We start from the raw sequence: 22190 nt of genomic DNA on the forward strand, positions 1-22190 counted from the left end.
GCTCTCGTAGACCTCGTCGCCGACCACCCAGGACACGAGTCATCGACGACCAGCACCGCGTCGTCGTCCTCCAGTTGCTCGATGACGAAGCCGCGGAGGTCGTCGCGGACTGCATCGGCATCCCACCTGGCCCTGGACGGCAGATGCCGCAAGCCGTCCGGGGTCGCGTTCCCGGCGTGCTCGGCGAGCGTCCAGCAGTTCTTGCGCGGCAGGTCCGACAACAGGCCAAGGACGAACTCCCGTGCCCGGCGGCGCCGCGGTTCCATCCGCGCGAACCGCGGCGCGATCCGGCCCGCCAACACGATCATGATCTGCGGGCGAAGTGAGGCCCGGCCCAACCGGTGGCGGCCACTACCTCCCGCGCGATGTCAACGACGAGCCGTCCGTCCGTCGCCACTCGCACGGTCCCTGCGTGGGCCCGCTGGTCCAGGAGCCGTGCCTTGCGGACACTTCCTTCCAGCTCCTGCTCCAGCTCTGAGCCGAGTTCTCGTCCCACGAGCCGCTCGCGGGCGGTGGCGTCGGAGGCGGTGAGCAGGACTCGTATGATCCCCACCCCAGCCCCCATGGCACGCTCAAACATGCCCGTCGTCTCCGGCAGCACACTCAGGGTGTTCGTATAGATCAGGCGTCGGTAGCCGCGCTGGGCAAAGTTCGCCCACACGGCAGTCAGATTGCTCTCGGTGATCTCCGCGCGGTGAGGGTCTCCCTCCGGTGCCGGATGTACCTGCCCCATGAAGTCACCATCGATGATCGCGTGAGCAACCTCCTCGGAGCGCAGCAGCGCCGAAACCTCCCACCCCACCGTCGTCTTGCCGACACCAGCTCGTCCTCCGATGAGCAGTACTTCTGCGTGATCCATGGGGGCAGCGTGCCAGCGGGCGACCACCTCACGCGATCGGATATCGATCCGGCTGCTGAAGCCGGCGCGTTGTCCGCCTCCACCACCGGCCCGGTATGCCCGCCGCGGGGAAGCGCCGTTGTCGCCGTGTCAAGGATCGCCATGTCCCCCGAACGCGGGTCATGCCTTCAGCACGCGCTTTCCGTAGTTTTTTCCTCAGCAAGACGCCGGACGACACAGGAGAAGCCCGGTAACGCACTGGAAGTAGCAGCTTGAGCGTGGGCACGAATATCCGCCGTGGCGTCCGGAACATTTGTGCCCGGGGTTTCCGGGTACTGATTCCGACCTGTCGAAGGAGATGAATCGCACATGAACGCTGAACTGGATTACCAGACGCCGATGCTGATCGAGATCGGTGACTTCACCGAGGTCACCCGGGCGGTGCGGGACGGCTACTGGATCGACTTCTTCGGTGCCTGGTGGTTCTGACCGAAGTCAGCGACTGACGGTCTAATTCTGTAATGACCAGGCGATCGGCGCAGGGAAGGATACTGCGCCGATCGCCTGCCATTGCCCAGACACAGGAGAATTCGCCGTGGAATTCTTGGTCTTTCCGGATCACTCCGCAGGAATCCCCGTGGCCGCGGAGCTGTCGCCGGATCCGCACCGCAGGATGATCACACACGCATCGGGACGGCCCTGGATAGTGGGCCGCTGGTCCGACGGGGATCTGACGTCGGCCTCAGCCGGCGGCGACAAGGTGGTCCTGCTGGGCCGCACCACGTTGAGTACCACGGAACTCTCCGGCTATATCCGAAGGGCGCGGACGGTAGGAGACCTGGATCCGCTGGCCCGATCGCTGCCCGGTTGCGTCCATCTGATCGCTTCGGTCGGCGGTCACGTACGTGTCCAGGGAACTCTCGCGACGGTGCGTCAGGTCTTCCACGGGCTGGTGGGTGGAGTGACGGTGGCCGCTGCCCGGCCGCAGAGCCTGGCCGCTCTCACCGGCTCCGGCATCGACGAGGAGTCCTTGGCCCTGCAGTTGCTGTCTCCCGGTGCCCCGTGGCCACTCTCGGACGAGTGCCCGTGGCAGAGGATCGCCGCTTTGACGACCGGTCACTACCTGCACATCCGGGGCGACGGCACGGCGCGTCCGGTGCGCTGGTGGACGCCGCCGGAGCCGGACCGTCCGCTCGCCTCAGGGGCCGATGTCCTGCGCCAAGCGCTGACGACCGCGGTCAGGGCCCGCACATCCCGGCAGGGCACGGTCAGCGCGGACCTCTCCGGAGGGATGGACTCCACAAGCCTGTGCTTTCTCGCCGCCTCCCAGAGGGCTCGGCTGGTGACGTATCACCATCGGCCCCTCGACCCGTCGAACGACGACCGCGCGTGGGCCGCTCGCTGTGAGAGCGAGTTGCCCGACGCCCGGCATGTGACCGAATCGCCCGACGAGGCGCCGCCCTGGTACACCGGGGCGTTGACCGCGAGCACCGATCTCGAGGGGCCCTATCCACTGATACGGACCCGGGCGAAGCTGGAACATCTCGCCAGAGCGATGTCGGAGCAGGGGTCCACCTGTCACCTTCAGGGCATCGGCGGGGATGAGTTGTTCCACGCCCGCGCGGCAAGCGTGCACGCCCTCGCACGCACCCATCCGCTGCGGTCCATCAGGCCCGCCCGGGTCATCAAGAGCATGCATCGGTGGAGCGCGGCCACCCTCCTGCGCTATCTCGCGAGCGAATCCTCGTACCCCGCCTGGTTGGCCGGCTGCGTCAACCGGCTCCCCGGGGGCGGGCCGAGTTCGGCTGCTCCCCGCGCGGCCCCGGGGCCCGACTGGGAAGTGACACCCGCGATGCCGCCCTGGGCGACCGCGGACGCGGTGGAAGCGGTGCACCGCCGGATACGCGCGGCGGCATCACTCGGCCCCGACCCGCTGGCCCCATTACCGGTTCACCATGAAATGCTGCGCGCCGCGCAGGTGTGCGGCACGATGACGCGACGGGCCTCCCGCGTCACCGAGGAATCCGGAGTCAGCTACGAGGCTCCGTTCCTGGACGACCGGGTCATCGAGGCGACCATGGCGATCCGCCTGGAGGACCGGATCGCAGCCGGTCGCTACAAGCCCGTGCTCACCGCCGCGATGAGCGGCATCGTTCCGGGCCACACGCTGGGCCGCGGTACCAAGGGCGACTACAGCGAGGAGCTGTACACCGGGCTCCGGCACAACCGGGCCGAACTGCTCGGACTCTGTGAGGACTCGCGGCTGGTACGGCTGGGCCTGGTGGACGGCACCGCGCTGCGGTCCCTGCTGACCGGACTGCACGCGGACACCCGACCGTTCATGGCCTTCGACCCCACGCTCGCCTGTGAGTCCTGGCTCCGGTCGCTGTCCGCGAGCAGCGTGCCCACGGCCACGCTCACCACCGCTAGGAGACACCCATGACCTTCTCCCTGGCCACCCATGTGACCGTCACCGACACCGAGCACGGCGTCGTACTCCTGGACGAGAACACCGGCCGGTACTGGCAGATGAACCGCACTGCCGCCGTGGTGCTGCGCTGCCTGCACGAGGGCGGCACCACCGCGACGGCGATATCCGAGCTGGTCGACAGCTTCCCCGACCTGCCCGACGTGCGGACCCGGGTGACGGAGGACGTGCACCGGCTGCTCGACGCCCTGCGCGCAGCGGAGCTGGGCTCATGAGCGGGGCCGTCGTCACCGAGACGTCCCCGGCGCCCCCGCTTCACCTCCGGATCGCCGCTCGAGGCGCCATCGGTGTCGCACGAATACTTGCCCGGCTGTCGCCGCGACGGCTGCGCGTGACGATGGAGTTCCTGCGCCGGGGAGCCCGCCCGGCCGGCCATGCCGCGGCCCTGCGGGCACGCGGCGCCGTGGTCGCCGTCAGCGTCCGGTGCGCAGGCCCGTGGTGCCTCCAGCGGTCGATCGCCACCGCCCTGTTGTGCAGGGCAGGCGGGTCCTGGCCCGACTGGTACACCGGGGTGCGCACCCAGCCCTTCCGTGCCCACGCGTGGGTGGCGGCCGACGGCGAGCCCGTCGGCGAAGACGCCGAGTCGCTACGGCTGTTCCATCCCGTCATCGTGGTGAAGGCCGGCCGATGAGCGCCGGCGGTACGCCGACGGCGGCGCCCCGGGCAGGCGGCAGGGATCGACCGGCGCACCGGAACGAGGCGCCGGCCGTGTACGCCAGAGGACTTCGCCGGACCTACGGCAACATCCAAGCGGTCCACGGTCTCGATCTGACGGTGGCGGCAGGCGAGACATTCGGCTTCCTCGGTCCGAACGGAGCCGGAAAGTCGACCACGATCGCCATGCTGTGCACGCTGCTGCGTCCCACCGCGGGGCACGCGGAAGTGGCGGGCGTCGATGTGGTGCGCCACCCCGACGAGGTGCGACGCAGGATCGGGGTGGTCTTCCAAGAGCCCACAAGCGACCGGGACCTGACCGCCGAGCAGAATCTCCGCTTCCATGCCGAGCTCTACGGGATGCCGCGCCGCGATGTCCGTACGAAGGCCCGGTTCCTGCTGGACCTCCTGGGGCTGGGCGACCGACGGGATTCGCTGGTGAGCACCTACTCAGGCGGGATGCAACGGCGGCTGGAGATCGCCAGAGTACTGATGCACCAGCCCCGGGTGCTGTTTCTGGACGAACCCACGACCGGCCTCGACCCGCAGAGCCGGGCCCAGGTCTGGCAGAGCCTGAACGACCTCAAGCGACAACAGATGATCAGCATCTTCCTCACCACCCATTACTTGGAAGAGGCCGAGCACTGCGATCGGATCGCCATCATGGACCGCGGACGGGTGATGGCCGAGGGGACACCACACCAGCTGAAGTCCGGGGTCGGCGCCGATGTCGTGCGTCTCCGCACCGATGACGACGAAGAGACTGCCCGGTCCGTGCGCGACATCTTCGGCCTGGATGCCGCCGCCGGACCGGACGGGGTACGCGTCCACGCCGCCGACGGGGCCACATGGGTGCCCAGGCTGTGCACCGGGCTGACGGTCCGGATCCACTCGGTGACGGTGACCCGGCCCAGCCTCGACGACGTCTTCCTCCACCACACGGGCCGCGCCATCCGGGGTGCCGCACGCGCCACAGCGGGCGCGGAGCCGTCGGACCGGCTTCCGCGGATCAGGAGCTGACATGCTGAACTCGAAGCCCGCCCGGTCATCCGGTGCGGCACCTGGCCTCCGTCTCATCGGCGGGTTCCGCGCTCTTCGCGCCCTTTGGTGGCGCGAGGTGATCCGGTTGGCCGCCAACCGGTCCCAGGTGGGACTGATGCTGCTCAACCCTTTGCTGTTCCTTCTCGTTCTGGGCACCGGCCTGAGCACGATGCTGGGAGCCACGTCCGGCACCCACGGCTATCGCGCCTATCTCTTCCCTGGAGTTCTGCTGATGGCGGTTCAAATGCCCGCCCTGAGCGCTGGGATGTCGATCGTTCGCGACCGAGAGGTCGGATTGCTACGGGCTGTGCTCGTCGCCCCGGTAGGCCGGAGCACTCTGTTGGTCGGCAAGTGCCTGGGAAGCGCCACGGCGGCGGCCCTCCAAGGCGCTTCCTTGTTGGTCTTCGCCGGTTTCGCAGGCCTTCCCTATGAGCCTGTGCTGCTTCTCGCGCTGCTCGGGGAGCTGACTCTGGTATCCCTCACCATGACGGCACTGGTGGCGCTCGCAGCGGTCTGGATCAAACGGATCGAGACCTTCCAGTCCGCCCTCAGCCTGGCCATGCTGCCGCTCTTCTTCCTCTCCGGCGCACTCTTCTCGGTGACGGGCCTGCCCGTGTGGCTGACCGCGCTGACCCTCGCCAATCCGCTGACCTACGCAGTGGACGCGTTACGGCAGACCGTCGCCCGCAGCCTCCCTGCGGACATGGTCACAGCCGGCCCGGAATGGGCCGGCTGGGCTCCGCCGCTGGGGCTGGAACTCCTCGTGATGTGCGCGCTCGGTCTGGCGGCGCTCGCACTCGCAGCCCGCCGCTTCTCCCGAGCGAGCTAGGGTGGTCCAGCTAGCGGTCCAAGGCCGCCGCCGACTGGTAGCCGGTGATCTCATGGGGACTGACCAGACCGTCCTCAATCGCCCTGGCCAGCATGTCGGCCTTGGTCGGCGCGGCCCTGCCGACCTGCGCGTACTTCACCCGGGCCCGCTTGATGTACATGTCCACGGTGTGCGCCGACACTCCCATACGACGTGCCACCGACGCCTTCGACATGGACTGGAACCACCACAGCAACGCACTGCGCTCCTGCTCGGAGAGTGCGGGACGCCGTGGACTGCGGTCCCCCACGAGGACGCCTGCCACCGTCGGAGTGAGGTACGGCCTGTCCGCAGCCGCCTCGCGTACGGCGTTCAGCAGATGCGCCCGGCCCTCGTGCTTGGCGACAAACGCGCAAGCGCCCACGTTCAGCGCGCCCATGACCACCGCCTCCTCGGTGAACTGGGAGAAGGCGATGACCCGTTGGCCGGCGGCGGCGAGCTCGCCCATGTCGTCGAGGACGAGCCGACCATGCAGATTGAGGTCCATGATCAGCACATCCGCCGCCCCGGGTCGCAGCCCCGTCGTAGTCTCGGCCGTGTGCACGATCTGGATCCACGGTTCCTCGGCCAGCCAGGTCCGGATGCCTTCGATCACGACGGGGTGGTCTTCGATGACGCCGACCGCAAGCGGTCGGGTGGCGCGCTCCACCGGGTCTCTACCCATAACTGATTCTCCTCCTCGTCGAACAGCACGGAGGTCTCCAGCCGGTCCGCCCGATCAAGCCGGATACCAGAGCCCGGCGGATCGAGTTGGTTACCGGACGGAGCATCGGCGACGACGCTCACCGTGACCCCCGCCACGTCGGCCACCACGGTCACCCTGGCCCGGGCCCGCGCGGAAGCCAGCACGAGCAGGGGAGTCTCGATCAACGCTCGGCGTACCGACACCGGCACCGACGGTAGGTCGCCACAGGCGGCCAGGGTGACGGCGACATCGCGGCGCTCGGCGATATCCGCGCACGCCCGGATCTCGTGCAGGAGTGGATGTGGGACCTCATCGGTCTCGGCGAACAGCCGGCGCAGCCGGGACGCCTCGATCGCGGTCGCGCGGCGCACCGCGTCATCGGACGGATCGAGGCAGCCGTCGGCCAGCCCGTACAGCAGGGGCTCGATCCGCTCCCGTAGATACATGTAGCGACGCCGCCGGTCGGCGTGCACGGTCTCGTTGGAGACGGCACGGGCCAGGCTCTCCGCGTGGGCACCCACTGTACGCGTGGCGTGCCGCGCGGCTTGGTGCAGTTGCCGGCCCAGCAGCGCGAAGATCAGCTGGATACCCGCGGTGGCATAGGTGACGGTGATGAGCCGGGACCAGGTCACCGAGTCGTCCAGATCGCCGTCCAAGGCCAGAACCACTACGGTGACAGCGGTGTTCAGGGTCAGCAGGACGGCCAGTTCCGACAGCGGACGCCGCATCAGCAGCAGCACCCCGAACCAGCCCACCGTGTTCCACGCCCAGCTGATGTCGCTGATCGCCTGCCCCGCGGGATAGGCGGCAGTGGCGGCGGCTCCGGCCGAAAGCGCCGCAGTGGACAGCGCCCAGGCCATCCGCCTCCCGAGCGCGGACCGTAGCAGCAGCACCGAGCCGACTGCCTGGATCACGGCGAGGGCCAGCCAGGCGCCCGCGGCCGCCCACCGCGGCTCGTACTGCCCCCAGCCCCGCAACACGATCAGCACGTCATAGCCAAAATGCCATACCGCGACGATGACCACGACCGCGACGCTCACCGCATGGGCGTACCGGACCGCCACCAGATCCTCCGCCGTCCTCGAGCCGCCGGTCACGGCCGCCACCGCAGCAGGACCCGACTGCCCGCCCCCGGGCGGGACACGATCTCCGCGCTGCCGCCCACGGCCGCCATCCGGCCTGCGATCGACTCGCGCAGCCCTCTGCGGTGCAGGGGAACGGCATGGGTGTCAAAGCCCCGGCCCAGGTCACGCACCTCCACGGTGACCCCGGCTCCGGTCGCCCCGGCCGTCACCCTGGCCTCGCCACTGCCCGCATGTCTGGCCACATTGGACAAGGCCTCTGCGACACTCTGTGCGATCTCCACAACCACCGCGCGCGGCAGTTGCATCGGCGGTACGTCGAACTCGATCGCAGCCACCGGCAGTCCGGGCCGCGGCGCCTGCACCACTGTATGGAGCGCGAGATCCAGCCGCGCCGTGCCCACCGTCCTTGCTCCCGGCGCACCAGGCGGCGTTCTCATAACGTCGATCACCCGCAGATCCGCCCGCGCGCGCCGACGAATGCTGCGGAAGTCGCGGCTGACGCCGCCGGTGCCGACCATGGTGAGAGTGGCGAGCGCAGTGTCGTGCAGCCGGCGCTGCTGATCGAGTTCATCGGCACGGGCCGCCGCCCTGGCCCGGGCGTCCGCCAGCGCCACCGCCTGCCGGGCCAGCGTCGCGTCCGCCGTATCGGCCGCCCTGTGCAAGAGCGCCGTCAGGGCCGCCGCGAGCAGTCCCTGTGCCACGAGCACGACCGGAGCCTCCCTGGCCCCCGGGGCCCCCGCCATATAGGCCGCGGTGATGCCGAGCGCCGCCATCAGCCCGTACGGCTGGCGCATACCGAACTGGGCGATGAAGACGGCCGTGCTGGCCATGAGATCCACCCAGCCGGTGCCCGCGCTCGCCGCCAGCACCGCGCCTGGAACCAGTCGGCCGTGCAGCGTGCAGAGCACGGCGGCCACGAGGCTGTCCGCCAGGAACAGCCATCGACACAGCCCACGGCGCAGTAGCTGGTGGCTGAACAGCGCGGTCCATATCAGCAGCCCCGCAAGGGCAGGAAGCATCCAGGCCCGGTCTACGGGCGCTGTTGACCCGATCAGCGCCACCACGGTGCCCACCACCGTGCTCGATACCCGGAGCACCACCGACATGACCACCGCTCGACGTTCCACGGCGAGCTTCGCCGGACCACCAGCGGACCCGGGTCCATATTCAGCCAGCAGAGCGCGGATGTCCTGCAAACACGCGTGCTGTTCCCCCGTCACGTGCCCACCTAGAGAATCGTGGCGTACTGGGCATTCAGGATGACGAGTGCGGCAGCAGTCCCCTTTGTCATTCTGCGCAGAGTTGTTGACGATGCGCGCACGTCGTGGGCGGCAGGGGTGACCGGAGAGGACCCCCTCCGGCCACCCCTACTTCACCGCAACGGCTACGTGCCCGCGTTGGAGTTACCGCGCAGCTTCACGTTCGCCGTGCTCGCGTTCTTGATCGCCGTTTCGATCTGGGCCATCGACGAGCCGGAGTTGATCCCGGGCACGGTCGAGCTGTTCACCGCGTACAGCGTGAAGGTGTACGGATGTGTCGAACCGCCGGGGCAGGGCCCGAAGTACTGCTGGGCGTTCGCGCCGCTGCCCATGGCCTTCTGTTTGGCGCCGTCCTGGCCGGGGACGTTGAAGCCGGACCCCAGCGCCTCGGGCAGTGACAGCTTGGTCGCCGGGATGTCCCAGATCGCCCAGTGGAGCTTGTTGCCGCCGTTGGCGACATCCGCGAAGACGATGGCCCAGCTGCGCCCGCCGGTGGTTCCGGCGCCCCAGGCCAGCGGGGGCGAGGGGTCCTGGCCCGCCGTTCCGTCCCCGGCGCAGGTGTGGCGTGTGGGGATGGTCGCGTTGTCGTTGAAGGCGCTGCTGCTGAGCTTGAAGTCGCCGGCCGTGCCGTCGTCCGAGTAGACGATGTCGATCCGCAGGATGCGGTCGTTGCCGTCCGTGCCGTCCTTGTCGGTGGAGGTGGTGAGCCAGATGTCGCCGTCGTGGTCGACCTCGACCGTACGCAGCCGGTCGTAGGTGCCCTGGAAGTACGTCTTCTGCTCGACGAGGTTCGACGAGGAGTCGATCCGCATCCGGTAGACGCGCTTCCCCACGGTGGTGGCGACGAAGACATGGTCATTGATGATGGTCAGCCCGCTGGGCGAGGCCGAGGAGGTGGACCAGGTCTTCTTGGGGGCGATGTAGCCGGAGCCGGAGCAGTCGCCGCTGGTGCCCTCGCAGTTGGGCCAGCCGTAGTTGCCGCCCTTCTGGATGAGGTTGACCTCGTCCATGACGCTGTTGCCGAACTCGGACTCCCACAGGCGGCCCTTGGAGTCGAAGTCCAGGCCCTGCGGGTTGCGGTGGCCGAGGGACCAGACGGCGTTGCCGAAGGGGTTGTCGGACGGGATGGAGCCGTCGGGGTTGATCCGGAGGATCTTGCCGTTGAGCGAGTTGCGGTCCTGGGCCCGCGACTCGGTCTGGGCGTCGCCCATGGTGGCGTACAGCTTGCCGTCGGGGCCGAAGCGCAGCCGGCCGCCGTTGTGGTAGCGGCTCTTCTCCATGCCCTGGAGCAGCACCTTGTAGCCGCTGAGGGTGTTGTTCTCCAGGGTCATACGGGCGATGCGGTTGCCCTCGCCGGCGGTGTGGACGAAGTAGAGGTAGTGGTCCGTGGCGAAGGTCGGGGAGACCTCGAGGCCCAGCAGACCGCCCTCGCCGCCGGTGGTCTGGGAGTTGGGCACCTTGCCGACCAGGGTCTTCGTACCGGACTTGGTGAGCTTGTAGACGTTGAAGGTGTTGCGCTCGGTGAAGATGCCCGTGCCGTCGGGCAGGAAGCCGAGGCCCCAGGCGACGTCCACCCCGCTCGCGATGGTGCTGACCGCGCCGGGGTCGGGGGTGCCGCCGGGCTGGGTGCCGGAGGTGGTCACCGTGATCTCGGGCGTGAAGGCGGACTTGTTGCCCTTGAGGTCGTACGCCCTGACCTTGAAGGCGTACGCGGTGTTCGGGGTCAGGCCCGCGACGCTGGTGGAGGTGGTCTCGGAAGTGCCGGACAGGGCGCCGTCGCGGTAGATCTCGTAGCCCGTGACCTTGACGTTGTCGCTGGACGCGGCCCAGGACAGATCGACGGTCGTGGCCGTCTTCGACGGGGAGGTCAGGTTGCCGGGGGTGGTCGGCGGCTCGGTGTCCGGCGGGGCGGGCAGGGTCGCGATGGTGACGGCGTTGGATGCCTCCGAGGCGTTTCCGGCCGCGTCGCGCGCGAAGACGGTCCAGTCGTACGAGGTCTCGGGGTCGAGGTTTTCGACGGTCGCCGCGAGGACGTCCGGGCCGACCTTCTTCATCAACTGGCCGTGCTGATAGATGTCATAGCCGGTGACGCCCACGTTGTCGGTGGCCGCGTCCCAGGCCAGCGAGACGGTGGTGGCCGTCGGCTCCTTGTCCTTGCGGAGGTTCGCGGGGGCGGTCGGCCGCTCGGTGTCGGCGGGGCCGGTCGGGGTGACGGTCAGCTTGTCGAGGTTGGGGCCGTCGACGCCGGAGGTGGTCGCGCGGATCTTGTTGCTGCCGGCCTTGAGCGTGGCGTTCACGCTGACCGTCTTCCAGGTGGTCCAGGCGCCGGTCGCCGGGAAGGAGAGGTCGTCGGCGACGGTGGCGCCGTCCACGGCGATGTCGAGCGGGCGGTCGGCGGAGGCGCTGGCGTAGCGGAAGTCGAGCCGGGCGGGGCCGGCCTGTGCCGCGTCGACGCTGAACTCGACGTATGCGCCGGTGACGACGTCGAAGTTGACGAATCCGGTGCCGGAGTAGCCGTCGTGGTTGGACTCGGCCGCGCCCTGGGAGATCTGGGCGGACTCGGCCTCGTAGTCCGTGCCGGCCGGTCCGTCGGCGGCGGTGACGTCGACGTAGTCGAGGTTGGGCCCGCCCTCGGCCGCCGCCGAGGTGGTGCGGATGGTGTTCGCACCGGCCTTGAGGGTGACGGTCGTGGTCACCGACGACCAGGTGGTCCAGGCGCCGGTGGACGGGAACGTCGGGTCGTCCGCCGTCTGGTCGCCGTTGACGGCGATGCCCAGCGGGCGGTTGGCGTCGGTGCCGTTGGCGTAGCCGAGGGTGAGGGTGGCGCTGCCCGCGGCCGGGGCGTCCACCGTGAACTCGACGTAGCTGCCTGTCTTGTTGTCGAAGTTGACGAATCCGGTGCCGGAGAAGCCGTCGTGGTTGGACTCGACCGCGCCCTCGGAGATGACCGCGGACTCGGCCTCGTACCGTACGGGCGCGGCGGCGGCCTTCGCCCCGGCGGCCTTCGCTCCGGAGGGCTGGGCCACGGAGGGGTGGGCGCCGGAGGGGTGGGCGCCGGCGGGGTGGGCGCCGGCGGGGTGGGCGCCGGCGGGCTGGGCCGCGCTGAGATTCGGCAGGGCGATGGTTAAGGCCGCGGTGGCCGCGGCGAGGAAGGCACCGACCGCTCGGCGCGGTCTGTGGGAGATGGGTGGCACAGGGGTCCTCCCGCTTTATGGACTGATAGGAAAGGTTCCTAACAGTGATGCGCAGCCGACGCGTCCACGTCAAGAGGCATGCAAGCGTTTACCGAAGGTGATCTAGACGCGGCCGGTGTGAGCGGTCGACCAGCGCATGCCACCGACCATGTGCTCCAAGTAGGCCGGGTCTCGCACCGTTGCCGTGAAGTCCGCGTAGAGAGACTCCTCAAAGGGGCGGGTGCCCGCGAACACCCATGTGCGCCAGTCGGACAGATCCGCCGCGCCCTCCAGGTCCGCGATCTCGGCGGTTCGCCGGTAGAACTCCTCGGGGTTTCTTTCCGTCATGACATAGCGGGAGATCTGGTCCTGTCCGCCGCCACCAGTCAGTTGTTCCCCGTATACGGCTTTCGCGGTGCGCCTGGGGGTGAGCACGGTCTTGCCGTCGTCCGCCAGCAGACACCCGTCTTCGCTGACTCGTATCTTCTTGCCGAGGAGGGCGTGATACCCCTCGTCCAGCAGCCACCACGCGTCCACCAGCAGCACCCTCCCGCGGAGGGTGCACCCGTCGACGGCGTCGATGGAGACAGCGAAGAGATCGGTCATGGCGCGGTTCCCTCTCGCCGGGCGCGGGTCGCGACGGTCGCGGCGCCGTTCGGTGGCCGGGAGGCTTCCTCCTCGGCGGGCTCGGCGGGCTCGGCGGACTCGGCGGACTCGGCGGGCTCCGCGGGCTCCGCGGGCTCGGCCTGCTCCGCGCTGGCGCGCACCGCCCAGCCGTCGTACCGGTCCCCCAGCCGCTCACCCGCCGTCCGCGCGTCCGGTACGACATCGAGCTCGCCCCAGCGGACCGGCCAGGCCAGGCGCTGGTCCACCGTCCAGGCGAGCATGTCGTCCAGCGCCTCCCGCCGGCCGTCCGGAGCGATGACGACACCCGACGGGAACGTCGCACACCACGTCTCGTCGTCGAGCGCGCAATGGTTCGCGTCGAACCGGTCGTCGCCCTCCAGCGGCCTGGGGGCCGGGGGTTCGCGGAGGAAGGTGAAGTCGCCCAGGACCTCGCCCGATCCGGCCTTCACAAACCTGAGGGTGGTGGCGCCCAGCGCGACCAGGACGTCGTCCGCGCCCCACACCACCCCGGCGGTGCCGGACGGTACGTCCAGGTTGCGCAGCCGCAGCGGCTCGTCGTCCGCGAGCGACCACACCTCGACGCGCCCCTCGCCCGTCAGGCAGGCGCCCGCCTCACCGGACGGCGCCCAGGCCCAGGTGCCGACGTCGGTGAGCCCCGGTTCCACGGGCGTGACGTCGAGGCGGAAACGGTACCGGCCGTCGTCGTAAATGAGGACGCCCGGCTCCACTCCGGCGTCGTTGTCCGCACGCACCACGGCCGCCAATCGGGGGGTGTCCCCCCGCATGCCCCACAGCAGCGCCGACGCCCCTTCGTGCCCCCTGGCGTCCTCGCCGATCGGCAGGCCGGTCGCCGCGTCGAGGAACCGCAATCCGTTGTCGTCGTGGGCGAGGAGACGGTCGTCCGGGGACCACGCGGCGAGCCCGCCGATCTCGGCCAGCCAGCTCAGCTGCCCGGAGTCGACATCGATGGCGAACGCCTGCCCGTTGTCCCCCCAGTTCCTGTCCCGCCACGAGTTGACCGCCTGCAGCCTCGCTCCGTCCCGCGACCAGCGAACCCAGTCGTAGACCCGGATCGCCTCCTCGTCGTACTTGTCCATCTCCTCGGTCCGCAGATCCTCCCGGACCCGCTCGGCCAGCAGGAACGGATGCGGGGCGGTCGCCTCACCGGATGTCCACATCAGCTCGCCCCGCTCCAGGGGAACGACACAGCCGCTCACCTCGCAGGGAGACCCGGCCGCCACAAAGGCGCGCCGGCCGTCGGGCGCCAGCGCCCAGGCCGGCGGCCGCGACGCGCCGTTCGTCACCAAGCACTCGGCGACGGGCTCGCCGTAGGTGAGGGGGCTGAACGGGTCGAAGACACCGACCACGTTCGTGGAGTACGCGAGACCGACGCGCCGGCTGTCGGCCGACCACTGGATGGTGCGCTCGTGGTCCGGCCAGCCGACGCCGCCGTCGATGCGGTCCAGGACATTGACGCAGCGTCCGGCGGCCAATTCCCAGATCTGAAGCGTGCCCCCGGCGTCGTAGTCGTCGCCGACCCAGCTTCCGGTGGCCAGATACCGGCCGCAGGGGCTGAGCGCGGAGGCAAGCGGCTCCGTCTGGTGTCCGTACGGATGCCGCAGCCGTACGCCGTCCATGGCGCGGACCTCGCGAGTGGCGGCACGGTGCTCCTCCGTGACGCCCTGGTCTCGCTCCACCTCCAACAGCCGTGCCCGCAGGGCCAACAGATCCTGCTCTCGCCCGGACCCGTCGCCCCCGTCGCCCCCGTCGTCGTCGAAACCTTCCTGATAGCCGAGCACGCCCCGCAGCGCCCGGTCGTCGAATATCGGAATGTTCCGCTTCCAGGCTTCGTCGAGGGCCCGCCCCTCCGCGCGGTGGGCGAAGACGACGTCCGTCCTGCTGGACACCTTGGCGGACACCTGGGCGCCCAGCTCCTCCAGCAGTCGCTTCGCCTCGCCCTTGCTCAAGTCGCCGAAACGGCCGACGAGCACGATCCGCTTCCCCCGTACATCCATGCCGGGGACCATAACCGCATCCTGTGACAACGGACTTGTCCGGGGGCAGACGCTAGACCGGGGTGCCGCCGGTGTTACGGATCATCTGCTGAAGGACCTTCAGGGTGGCGACGTAGTCGGCGTCGTCGATGCCGTGGTGGATACGGTCGCGGATCGCCGGGGCGTGCTGCTTGAGTCCGGCGCGGGCCTCGTCGCCCGACTCGGTGATCCACAGCCGCCCCTCGCCGTCGCGGGTGAGCCAGCCGCGCTCCAGCAGGACTGCCGCTGCGGCCTCCAGATCGTCCTCGGGCCTGAGGTAGCTGCTCATGGCCTGCTGGAGCTCGGCGATGGTCATGCCGTGGCCGTTGGGTGAGATGTCGTTCTTCGACAGATTGCGCAGCAGCCAGTACTGGGGCTGGGTGAATCCGAACTCGGCCAGCTGGGCTCGGGTGAAGGCGATCAGGGACTCGTAGGCCACCCCCGTCCAGTACGCGGCGGGCTGTGCGGCGAGTTCGGCGTCGGAGAGGTGCTGGGTCTCCATGAGGGCGCTCCCTACGCGTGGTGATCACTGACCCGAGCAACGTAAGACTCGAAGTGAGGTTGAGATCAAGACGGACAGGTCGGCGCCGAAGCGGTGCCGGCATGGCCCGGGGGAACGCGTGGACCCCCGGGCCGCACCTGACCGCTATGTGTACGGGTTGTCGGCGCTGTTGCCCGGGTAGAGGATCGGGCCGTGACTGCCGTTCTTGACGTAGACCTGGGCGTTGATCGCCCGGATCTTCCACGAGGCCTCGAAGTGCAGGTTGTACCAGGCGTCAGCCGGCTTGTGGCAGGCGCCGTCGTACCGGTTCCAGTGCACCGGGCCGCCCCACGTCTGCCCGCTGACGCCCAGGACTTGGAGCTGGACGCCGACCTGCTTGCCGTCGCACTTGGTGTCCCGCACCGACATGCTCACCTGAGTCAGCTTCTTCGCGCCCCAGGTCACGGTCACGCTTCCGCAGGCCCGCGAGCCGCACGCGTCACTGCGTCCCGTGGCGGCGGCGATCGTGTGGGCGGCCTCGTCGGCGTGGCCCGACGCGGCGAGGGAGGTTCCGGGGGCCATGAGCAGCCCCGCCGTCGCCGCGGTGGCGACGGCCAGCGCCTTCCACGGTCCGTGCTTCGACGCCTTCATCTGCGTCATCTGCGTCTTCATGTGCGTTGAGCTCCTTCGGATCGCCGTCGGCCGCCGTCTCGCGGCCGAGCGGTCCCCAGGCTCGCCACCCCGGCGAAGGCCGCGCCAGGGTCGCGGACGATTGCGGGACAAGGAGGGATGAAAAGAGCCGTTGCCTGCGGAAACACCGTCCCGGACGGGATTTCCCGGAACACTCGTCGGCCACGGCAGCCCGATATTCCGGGCCGCAAGCCAGCACCGCCATGACGGTAACCTGCGTATACAGGCAGGTGTGCAGGTGGATCGACAAGGAGAGCCACGATGGCCCGGGCGACCGGCAAGAGCGAGGCCGTCTACGAGCGGCTGAAGGGGGACATCGAGTCGCTGCGCCTGAAGCCCGGGGCGAAGCTGAGCGAGGTCCAGCTCGGCGAGGAGCTGGGGGCCTCCCGTACCCCCGTGCGCGAGGCCATCCGCCGACTGGCCGCCGAGGGGCTGGTGGACTTCGTACCGGGCGAGGTGGCGCGGGTGGCCACCATTTCGCTGGGCGGGGTGCGGGCGCTCTTCGAGATCCGGATGCTGCTGGAGCCCCGGGCCGCGGCCCTGGTCGCCACCTCGGCGGCGGCTGACGAGCGCGTACTGGCTCCGTTCCATGAACTGCTGGCGCGGCTGGACGAGTTCGACGAGTCATTCCGGGCACTGGATGCCGCCGGGCAGACGCGCGGCTATCAGGACTTCTACGTGCTGGCCGAACGCCACGACCAGGCGGTCATCGCCGCGTGCCGCAACCCGTACCTCGCCCGTACGATCCGCGATCTGCGCAGCCAGACCGTACGGCTGCGGCATCTGTCGCACAGTGGCCCGCGGCGCATGCTGACGTCGCTGGAAGAGCATCGCGCGATGCTGAAGGCGATCACACACGGGGATGCCCAGGCGGCCGAGTCGGCCTCGCGGCACCATCTGGCGCAGACCCTTCAGGCGCTTATCGACAGCCTGACGAGCGGCGAAGGCGCGGCGCCCGGTGTGGAGATCCAGTTGGACATCGCCCGCTGAGCCTCAGAGCCACTGAGCCTCAGGGCCTCAGGGCCTCAGGGCCTCAGGGCCTCAGGGCCTCAGGGCCTCAGGGCCTCAGCCACTGTGCCGCTGGACCCTACTCCGACGGACACTTCCCCGCGGTCGCGGCTTTGAGCTCGTCGAGCGCTTCCCGGATGAGTTGCGCCAGGTCGCGCGGGTCCGGCTCCTCGACCCAGCATTCGAACGCGACCTTGAAAACGGCGATGCCCGCCTCGGCGATCAGACTCGCGGCCGGGTCCCCGACGCCGCGCTGACGCAGGGTGTCGGTCAGCGCCGCGGACCAGGCCGCGAGTTTGATCAACTCACGCTCCCGGAGCTCCGCGTTGGCGGCGATGACGGCCTGGCGCTTCCGGGCGTGGGCGTGGCGCCCCTGGAACCCGGCGGCGACGGCTTCGAGGGCCGCGGCCACCGCGTCGATCGGCGCCACGTCAGCGGGTAGGTCGGCAACGATGCCCACGAAGAGCTCCTGAAGCGGGCCGCCGCCCGCGAACAGCACCTCCCGCTTGTCGGCGAAGTGCCGGAAGAAGGTCCGCTCGGTGAGCCCCGCCCGCTTGGCGATCTCCGCCACCGTCGTCTGCTCGAACCCGCGCTCGCTGTAGAGCTCCAGCGCCGCCTGTTCGAGTCGCCCGCGCGCGTTCGGCTCCCATCGACCCATGCCGCTGATCCTACGCGATGACAGTGAATGACATCAGATGGGATCAGGTGCTACGGTCGATGACAGTGACTGACATCGCCTATCGGTCCGTCCTGGTCGCCGCGCCCTGCCGTGCGGCAGGGATGGCTGCCTTGCCACCCGATGCACCACCCGATTCACCACCTGATTCACCACCTGATTCACCGGCCGACTTACCGGTCGACTTACCCGCCGACCTACCGGTCGGCCTTACTGGAGGTCTTCTCATGCGCGTTTTCGTCACCGGCGCTTCCGGCTGGATCGGCTCCGCCGTCGTACCCGAGCTCATCGGCGCGGGCCATCAGGTCGTCGGGCTCGCCCGCTCGGACGTCTCGGCCGCCGCGCTCACCGCGGCCGGCGCCGAGGTGCAGCGCGGCACCCTCGATGACTTCGACAGCCTGCGGAGCGCGGCCGCCGCCTCGGATGGCGTGATCCACCTCGCCTTCAAGCACGACATCGCCTTCTCGGGGGGCTACGAGGAGGCCGCCGAGGCGGATCGCCGCGCCATCGAGACATTCGGCGACGCGCTCGCGGGTTCCGGGCGGCCGTTGGTCATCGCCGCCGGGACGCTCGGGCTCGCACCTGGGCGCGTGGCCACCGAAGCGGACGGCACTTCCAACGACCCGACCCCCCTGGGCGCCGGGCGGCACGCCAACGCACAGCTGACGCTGTCCTTCGCGTCCCGCGACATCCGCTCGTCGGTCGTGCGGCTCCCCCCGACGGTGTACGGCGAGGGGGACCGCGGCTTCATCGCGATGCTGGTCGACATCGCCCGCACCCGTGGCGTCTCCGGCTATATCGGTGACGGGACCCAGCGCTGGCCCGCCGTGCACCGGTTCGACGCGGCGCACCTCATCCGCCTGGCGGTCGAGAAGGCCCCGGCGGGATCGGTGCTGCACGCCACCGGGGACGAGGGCGTACAGATCCGCGCCGTCGCCGAAGTGATCGGACGCCATCTCGACCTCCCCGTCGCCTCCGTCTCCCCCGAGGAGTCGGCCGAGCACTTCGGCTGGCTGGCCGGCGCCCTCGCGGCCGACGGCCCGACGTCGAGCGTGCTGACCCGTGAGCTTCTGGGGTGGCAGCCGGCCCACCCCGGGCTCATCGACGACCTCGACAAGGGCCACTACTTCCGCACCACGACGGCGGCCTGACCGCCTGACCGCCTGACCAGCCCGGCCAGCCGGGTTGCCCGACCAGCCGGGCTGGCCGGCCGGCCGGGCTGAACCGCAGGTGCCCCGTCTCGGCCGACGCTCCGGAGGGCGGCGCAGGGGTATCGATTCCGCCTACAATGGACGAATTGCGGACGATTCACGGCTAGGCCGCCCGGATATGAACGGCAGCGGGCTCAGCGAGCCGCACTCTTTCACTCCGAAATCTCGGAACCAGGCCGGGCGAGCGATTCCCCACCCACAGTCGGCGCAGGATGGAGGAGTCGTGGAGAAGTCATTCGACGTTGTCGTGACCGGGACCGGGGAGGCGGGAGCGGCGGCCGCGCCCTTCGCCGAGTACGAGGGCGAGCCGGCCGCCCGTAACGTGATCGAGGGCAACCAGCACCCGGCCGAGCTTTCCGGCGTGGCGAGCGTCGTGCACTCCATCCCCCCGCTGGGTGCGGTCGGCCTGACCGAGGACCAGGCCCGGGCCAAGGGGCTCGACTTCGCCGTCAAGCAGACGCGACTCCTCCGGCTGGTACTCCGCGCGCCGGGTTGCAAACATGCGCGCCGACGACCTGCGGCAGACGCAGTTCGTCTACCCGGCCCATGCCTCCAACATGGCGTGGATGCTCTGAAGGTAACAATGGTAGTAGGACCGCATCGCATGGCGGGCCGAGTCAGCCGGCGGTGCGGACGTCGGAAACTCGAGAAGGGGTGACGATGCCATGCAGGAGGTGCGCTCGCGCCGCGTTTATGAGCAGGCCGAACGGTCCGACGGCAGGCGCGTACTGGTGGACCGGCTGTGGCCGCGCGGCCTGTCCAAAGAAAAGGCCCACCTGGACGAATGGCTCAAGGCGGTGGCGCCATCCGATGAGCTGCGCCGTTGGTACGGCCATCAGCCCGCCAAGTTCGCCGAGTTCAAGCGCCGCTACAAGACCGAGCTGACAGAACCGGACCGGGCCGAGGCCTTGCGCCATCTGCGTGACGAGGCCCGGACCGGTCCTGTGACGTTGCTGACCGCGACAAAGGACATCGAACACAGCGAGGCGGAGGTTCTCGTGCAGCTCATGCGCTCGAAGTAGGACACGCCCCGCGGGCTCACGTCATGTGGCGGCCGTCGTCATCACAAGTGCCTCGTCGTCGGCCGGCTCGTCCTGGGCCATGAGGCCGGCCACCCACAGCGGCATCAGCCAGTGGGCCACGAGGGCGGCGATGAGCACGGGCGCCACATAGGCCTTGGGCGCGTCGCCGCTGGCGGCACCCGCCATCAGCAGCCCGGCCGCGGCCGTGACCAGCAGCAGGGTCATCACTCGGTGGGCACGGGCCAGGACCCGGCTGCGCTCGGCCGACTGCCGCTCGTCCAGGGCGCGTTCACGCAGTTCCAGCAGACCGCGGGTGGCGGCGTTGATCACCCCCGTCGCGATCATCCAGGGCAGCAGCACCGCCATCACGACGATGGTCCACATAGGCTCGGGCTCCGCGAGGTAGAGGTGGATCATCAGCGCCCCGAAGGCCGCGGTGAGCGTGATGTGTACGGCGACGACCAGGCGTCGGCGTGCGGCCGTGGCGTACAGCGGCCGCCCTTGGGTGTTGTTCATCAGCCGCACCATGCGCCGGTCATAGTTGGTCATTCGAGTCGTCGGCATGGCTATTTCCTCCCGTAGACCTCGTCCGTGAGCGGCCGGAACGGCTCGAGCGAGAACAGCGCCTCCACCGGCAGGCCGAAGAACTTCGCGATCTTCAGCGCCAGGTCGAGGCTTGGGTTGTACTGCCCTCGCTCGATGTAGCCGATGGTCTGGTAATGCACCCCTACCGACTCGGCCAGGCTCTGACGCGACACTTTCCGCTCGGCGCGCACCATCGCCAATCTGTTGTGCACCTGCTCGCCCATGTATAAGAAGTACTACATCCCGAAGCATGGTCGCAACAGAACCGCCGACACGGGACCACCTCCACCCCGCCCCCCCATGGCCTCCTTGCACACACTGCTGTATACAGGAACGGATACAACTATGTACCCCTGACGCGAGGACAAGCCTCATGCCGCATACCGTCGGCGCCGCCGACCTGCTCCGGTTCGCCACCGCCGCCGCCGAAGCCCATGGCGTACCGCCCGCGGACGCCCGCCTGCTCGCGGACACGCTGGTGACCGCGGAGCTATGGGGGCATCCCTCCCACGGGATGCTGCGCCTGCCGTGGTACCTGGACCGCCTCGCCACCGGCGCGACGGCCCCGGTCGCCGACCCGCGGACCGTGAGTGACGGCGGAGCGGTGCTCGTGGTGGACGGCCGGGACGGGCTGGGGCAGGTGCTCGCCGACCGGGCTGTGGACCAAGGCGTCGAGCGGGCCCGGGAGCATGGGATCAGCGCGGTGGCCGTACGCAACTCCGGTCACTTCGGCACCGCCGCGTACTTCACCCGCAAGGCCGCCGAGCGGGGCTGTGTGGCGCTCCTCGCCACCAACGCCAGCCCGGCGATGGCCCCGTGGGGCGGGCGGGAGAAGCGCGTCGGCACCAACCCCTGGTCGATCGCCGCCCCGGGCGGCCGCTACGGCACGGTCGTGATGGACATCGCCAACACGGCCGTGGCGCGCGGCAAGATCTACTACGCGAAGGAGCGCGGGCGGCCGATCCCCGAGGGCTGGGCGGCCGATGCCGACGGCGTGCCGACCACCGATCCGCGCCGGGCCGTCGAGGGGCTGATCCTGCCGATGGCCGGCCACAAGGGGTACGCCATCTCGTTCATGTTCGACGTGCTGGCCGGGGTACTGACCGGCAGCGCGTTCGGATCCTCGGTGGTCGGTCCGTACCGGCCGACGGACCGCAGCGGCGTGGGCCATCTGCTGATCTGCCTCGACATCCGCGCGATGGCCGAACCGGCCGAGTTCGAGCGGCGGATGGAGACGCTGATCGAGGAAACCAAGGCCACCCCCACCGCTCCGGGCGTGCCCGAGGTCTTCGTCCCCGGCGAGCCGGAGGCCCGTACCGCCGAGCGGCTGCGCACCGGGGGCATCGCGGTCGCCGAGGACACCTGGCGCTCCCTCACCCGCGTCGCCACCGCCACCGGCGCGCCCCTGCCCACACCAACCATGACGTCCAAGGAGCTCTCCGCATGATCGCGCTGACCGTATCCCTGCAAGTCGTCCCCGGCAGCCGCAAGGAATTCCTGGCCGCCATCGAGGAGAACGCCGAGCGCTCCTTCCACGATGAACCCGGCTGCCGCTTCTTCGACGTCGTCTGCGATCTCGACGACGACCACCACTTCGTCTTCCACGAGATCTACGACGACGAGGCCGCCGTCGCGGCCCACCGCTCCGCCCCGCACTACGCGGTCTGGCGCGAGGCCGCCGCGAAGTACGTGGTGCCCGGCAGCCAGGTCAACACACTCTCGCACCGCCTGTTCCACCACTCCTGACCCCGTATCCCCAGAACGGA

General features: G+C 69.7%; 24 protein-coding genes and 1 pseudogene. 11 read left to right on the plus strand and 14 right to left on the minus strand.

Features of this window, described 5'->3' with window-relative positions:
• Positions 1-35: 35 nt before the first annotated feature.
• A pseudogene (locus tag ACH4U7_RS18785) lies at positions 36-308 on the minus strand (transposase); the annotation flags it as partial.
• Positions 305-859, minus strand: coding sequence for a hypothetical protein (locus ACH4U7_RS18790; protein WP_398529010.1), 555 nt, complete (start codon positions 857-859; stop codon positions 305-307). The pseudogene ACH4U7_RS18785 and the gene ACH4U7_RS18790, both read right to left, overlap by 4 nt.
• Before the next feature lie 348 nt (positions 860-1207).
• Here ACH4U7_RS18790 and ACH4U7_RS18795 point away from each other — a divergent pair, with 348 nt between their 5' ends.
• The 6 genes from ACH4U7_RS18795 to ACH4U7_RS18820 all read left to right on the plus strand — a co-directional run bounded on the left by ACH4U7_RS18795 (position 1208) and on the right by ACH4U7_RS18820 (position 5850).
• A complete protein-coding gene (locus ACH4U7_RS18795) occupies positions 1208-1327 on the plus strand; it encodes a lasso RiPP family leader peptide-containing protein (RefSeq protein ID WP_398529011.1) in 120 nt (39 codons plus the stop codon).
• A gap of 148 nt (positions 1328-1475) precedes the next feature.
• A complete protein-coding gene (locus tag ACH4U7_RS18800) occupies positions 1476-3281 on the plus strand; it encodes an asparagine synthase-related protein (RefSeq protein ID WP_398529012.1) in 1806 nt (601 codons plus the stop codon).
• Entirely contained in the window at positions 3278-3541 is a 264-nt protein-coding gene (locus ACH4U7_RS18805; protein ID WP_398529013.1) for a lasso peptide biosynthesis PqqD family chaperone, read from the plus strand. Before ACH4U7_RS18800 ends, ACH4U7_RS18805 begins: the two co-directional genes overlap by 4 nt.
• Positions 3538-3957 (plus strand): lasso peptide biosynthesis B2 protein, encoded by a 420-nt coding sequence (locus ACH4U7_RS18810; protein ID WP_398529014.1) that lies wholly within the window; start codon positions 3538-3540, stop codon positions 3955-3957. The genes ACH4U7_RS18805 and ACH4U7_RS18810 overlap by 4 nt, the downstream gene beginning before the upstream one ends.
• Positions 3958-4034: 77 nt before the next feature.
• Entirely contained in the window at positions 4035-5000 is a 966-nt protein-coding gene (locus ACH4U7_RS18815) for an ATP-binding cassette domain-containing protein (protein ID WP_398529015.1), read from the plus strand.
• A 1-nt stretch (position 5001) separates the two neighbouring features.
• Positions 5002-5850 carry an ABC transporter permease gene (locus tag ACH4U7_RS18820; RefSeq protein WP_398529016.1) on the plus strand — a complete coding sequence of 283 codons (849 nt, stop codon included), beginning with the start codon at positions 5002-5004 and terminating at the stop codon, positions 5848-5850.
• A gap of 10 nt (positions 5851-5860) precedes the next feature.
• On the opposite strand, the gene ACH4U7_RS18825 is transcribed toward ACH4U7_RS18820, so the two are convergent.
• The 8 genes from ACH4U7_RS18825 to ACH4U7_RS18860 all read right to left on the minus strand — a co-directional run bounded on the left by ACH4U7_RS18825 (position 5861) and on the right by ACH4U7_RS18860 (position 15904).
• Positions 5861-6553: a response regulator gene (locus tag ACH4U7_RS18825; RefSeq protein ID WP_398529017.1), complete on the minus strand. Its 693-nt coding sequence runs from the start codon at positions 6551-6553 to the stop codon at positions 5861-5863.
• Complete coding sequence (locus tag ACH4U7_RS18830; RefSeq protein WP_398529018.1) at positions 6481-7671, minus strand: hypothetical protein; 1191 nt, start codon at positions 7669-7671, stop codon at positions 6481-6483. The genes ACH4U7_RS18825 and ACH4U7_RS18830 overlap by 73 nt, the downstream gene beginning before the upstream one ends.
• Positions 7668-8786, minus strand: coding sequence for a sensor histidine kinase (locus tag ACH4U7_RS18835; protein WP_398529019.1), 1119 nt, complete (start codon positions 8784-8786; stop codon positions 7668-7670). Before ACH4U7_RS18835 ends, ACH4U7_RS18830 begins: the two co-directional genes overlap by 4 nt.
• Before the next feature lie 257 nt (positions 8787-9043).
• Positions 9044-12112 (minus strand): PQQ-dependent sugar dehydrogenase, encoded by a 3069-nt coding sequence (locus tag ACH4U7_RS18840; RefSeq protein ID WP_398529020.1) that lies wholly within the window; start codon positions 12110-12112, stop codon positions 9044-9046.
• A 102-nt stretch (positions 12113-12214) separates the two neighbouring features.
• A complete protein-coding gene (locus ACH4U7_RS18845) occupies positions 12215-12697 on the minus strand; it encodes a hypothetical protein (protein WP_398529021.1) in 483 nt (160 codons plus the stop codon).
• On the minus strand, positions 12694-14733 hold the full coding sequence (locus tag ACH4U7_RS18850; protein WP_398529022.1) for a BRCT domain-containing protein: 2040 nt from the start codon (positions 14731-14733) through the stop codon (positions 12694-12696). The genes ACH4U7_RS18845 and ACH4U7_RS18850 overlap by 4 nt, the downstream gene beginning before the upstream one ends.
• Before the next feature lie 52 nt (positions 14734-14785).
• On the minus strand, positions 14786-15253 hold the full coding sequence (locus ACH4U7_RS18855) for a MarR family winged helix-turn-helix transcriptional regulator (RefSeq protein ID WP_398529023.1): 468 nt from the start codon (positions 15251-15253) through the stop codon (positions 14786-14788).
• A gap of 144 nt (positions 15254-15397) precedes the next feature.
• Positions 15398-15904 carry a hypothetical protein gene (locus ACH4U7_RS18860; protein WP_398529024.1) on the minus strand — a complete coding sequence of 169 codons (507 nt, stop codon included), beginning with the start codon at positions 15902-15904 and terminating at the stop codon, positions 15398-15400.
• A 279-nt stretch (positions 15905-16183) separates the two neighbouring features.
• Here ACH4U7_RS18860 and ACH4U7_RS18865 point away from each other — a divergent pair, with 279 nt between their 5' ends.
• A complete protein-coding gene (locus ACH4U7_RS18865; RefSeq protein ID WP_398529025.1) occupies positions 16184-16912 on the plus strand; it encodes a GntR family transcriptional regulator in 729 nt (242 codons plus the stop codon).
• Between the two features lie 97 nt (positions 16913-17009).
• On the opposite strand, the gene ACH4U7_RS18870 is transcribed toward ACH4U7_RS18865, so the two are convergent.
• On the minus strand, positions 17010-17588 hold the full coding sequence (locus ACH4U7_RS18870; protein WP_398529026.1) for a TetR family transcriptional regulator: 579 nt from the start codon (positions 17586-17588) through the stop codon (positions 17010-17012).
• A 245-nt stretch (positions 17589-17833) separates the two neighbouring features.
• Here ACH4U7_RS18870 and ACH4U7_RS18875 point away from each other — a divergent pair, with 245 nt between their 5' ends.
• Complete coding sequence (locus ACH4U7_RS18875) at positions 17834-18757, plus strand: SDR family oxidoreductase (protein WP_398529027.1); 924 nt, start codon at positions 17834-17836, stop codon at positions 18755-18757.
• A gap of 292 nt (positions 18758-19049) precedes the next feature.
• Here ACH4U7_RS18875 and ACH4U7_RS18880 read toward each other — a convergent pair whose 3' ends face one another.
• On the minus strand, positions 19050-19319 hold the full coding sequence (locus tag ACH4U7_RS18880; RefSeq protein WP_398529028.1) for a hypothetical protein: 270 nt from the start codon (positions 19317-19319) through the stop codon (positions 19050-19052).
• 163 nt (positions 19320-19482) lie between these two features.
• On the opposite strand from ACH4U7_RS18880, the gene ACH4U7_RS18885 reads away from it, so the two are divergent.
• Positions 19483-19839, plus strand: a complete 357-nt coding sequence (locus ACH4U7_RS18885; RefSeq protein ID WP_398529029.1) for a DUF488 domain-containing protein — start codon at positions 19483-19485, stop codon at positions 19837-19839.
• Positions 19840-19860: 21 nt separating this feature from the next.
• On the opposite strand, the gene ACH4U7_RS18890 is transcribed toward ACH4U7_RS18885, so the two are convergent.
• The gene (locus ACH4U7_RS18890) at positions 19861-20403 is read right to left on the minus strand and encodes a hypothetical protein (RefSeq protein WP_398529030.1); all 543 of its coding nucleotides are present in this window, start codon (positions 20401-20403) and stop codon (positions 19861-19863) included.
• A gap of 2 nt (positions 20404-20405) precedes the next feature.
• Complete coding sequence (locus ACH4U7_RS18895) at positions 20406-20648, minus strand: helix-turn-helix transcriptional regulator (protein WP_398529031.1); 243 nt, start codon at positions 20646-20648, stop codon at positions 20406-20408.
• 149 nt (positions 20649-20797) lie between these two features.
• Here ACH4U7_RS18895 and ACH4U7_RS18900 point away from each other — a divergent pair, with 149 nt between their 5' ends.
• Both ACH4U7_RS18900 and ACH4U7_RS18905 read left to right on the plus strand, forming a co-directional pair.
• Entirely contained in the window at positions 20798-21871 is a 1074-nt protein-coding gene (locus ACH4U7_RS18900; RefSeq protein ID WP_398529032.1) for an Ldh family oxidoreductase, read from the plus strand.
• Positions 21868-22170 (plus strand): putative quinol monooxygenase, encoded by a 303-nt coding sequence (locus ACH4U7_RS18905; RefSeq protein WP_398529033.1) that lies wholly within the window; start codon positions 21868-21870, stop codon positions 22168-22170. Before ACH4U7_RS18900 ends, ACH4U7_RS18905 begins: the two co-directional genes overlap by 4 nt.
• Positions 22171-22190: the final 20 nt, after the last annotated feature.

The organism is Streptomyces sp. NPDC020845, from assembly GCF_044334165.1.
In the GTDB taxonomy this organism is placed as follows: domain Bacteria; phylum Actinomycetota; class Actinomycetes; order Streptomycetales; family Streptomycetaceae; genus Streptomyces.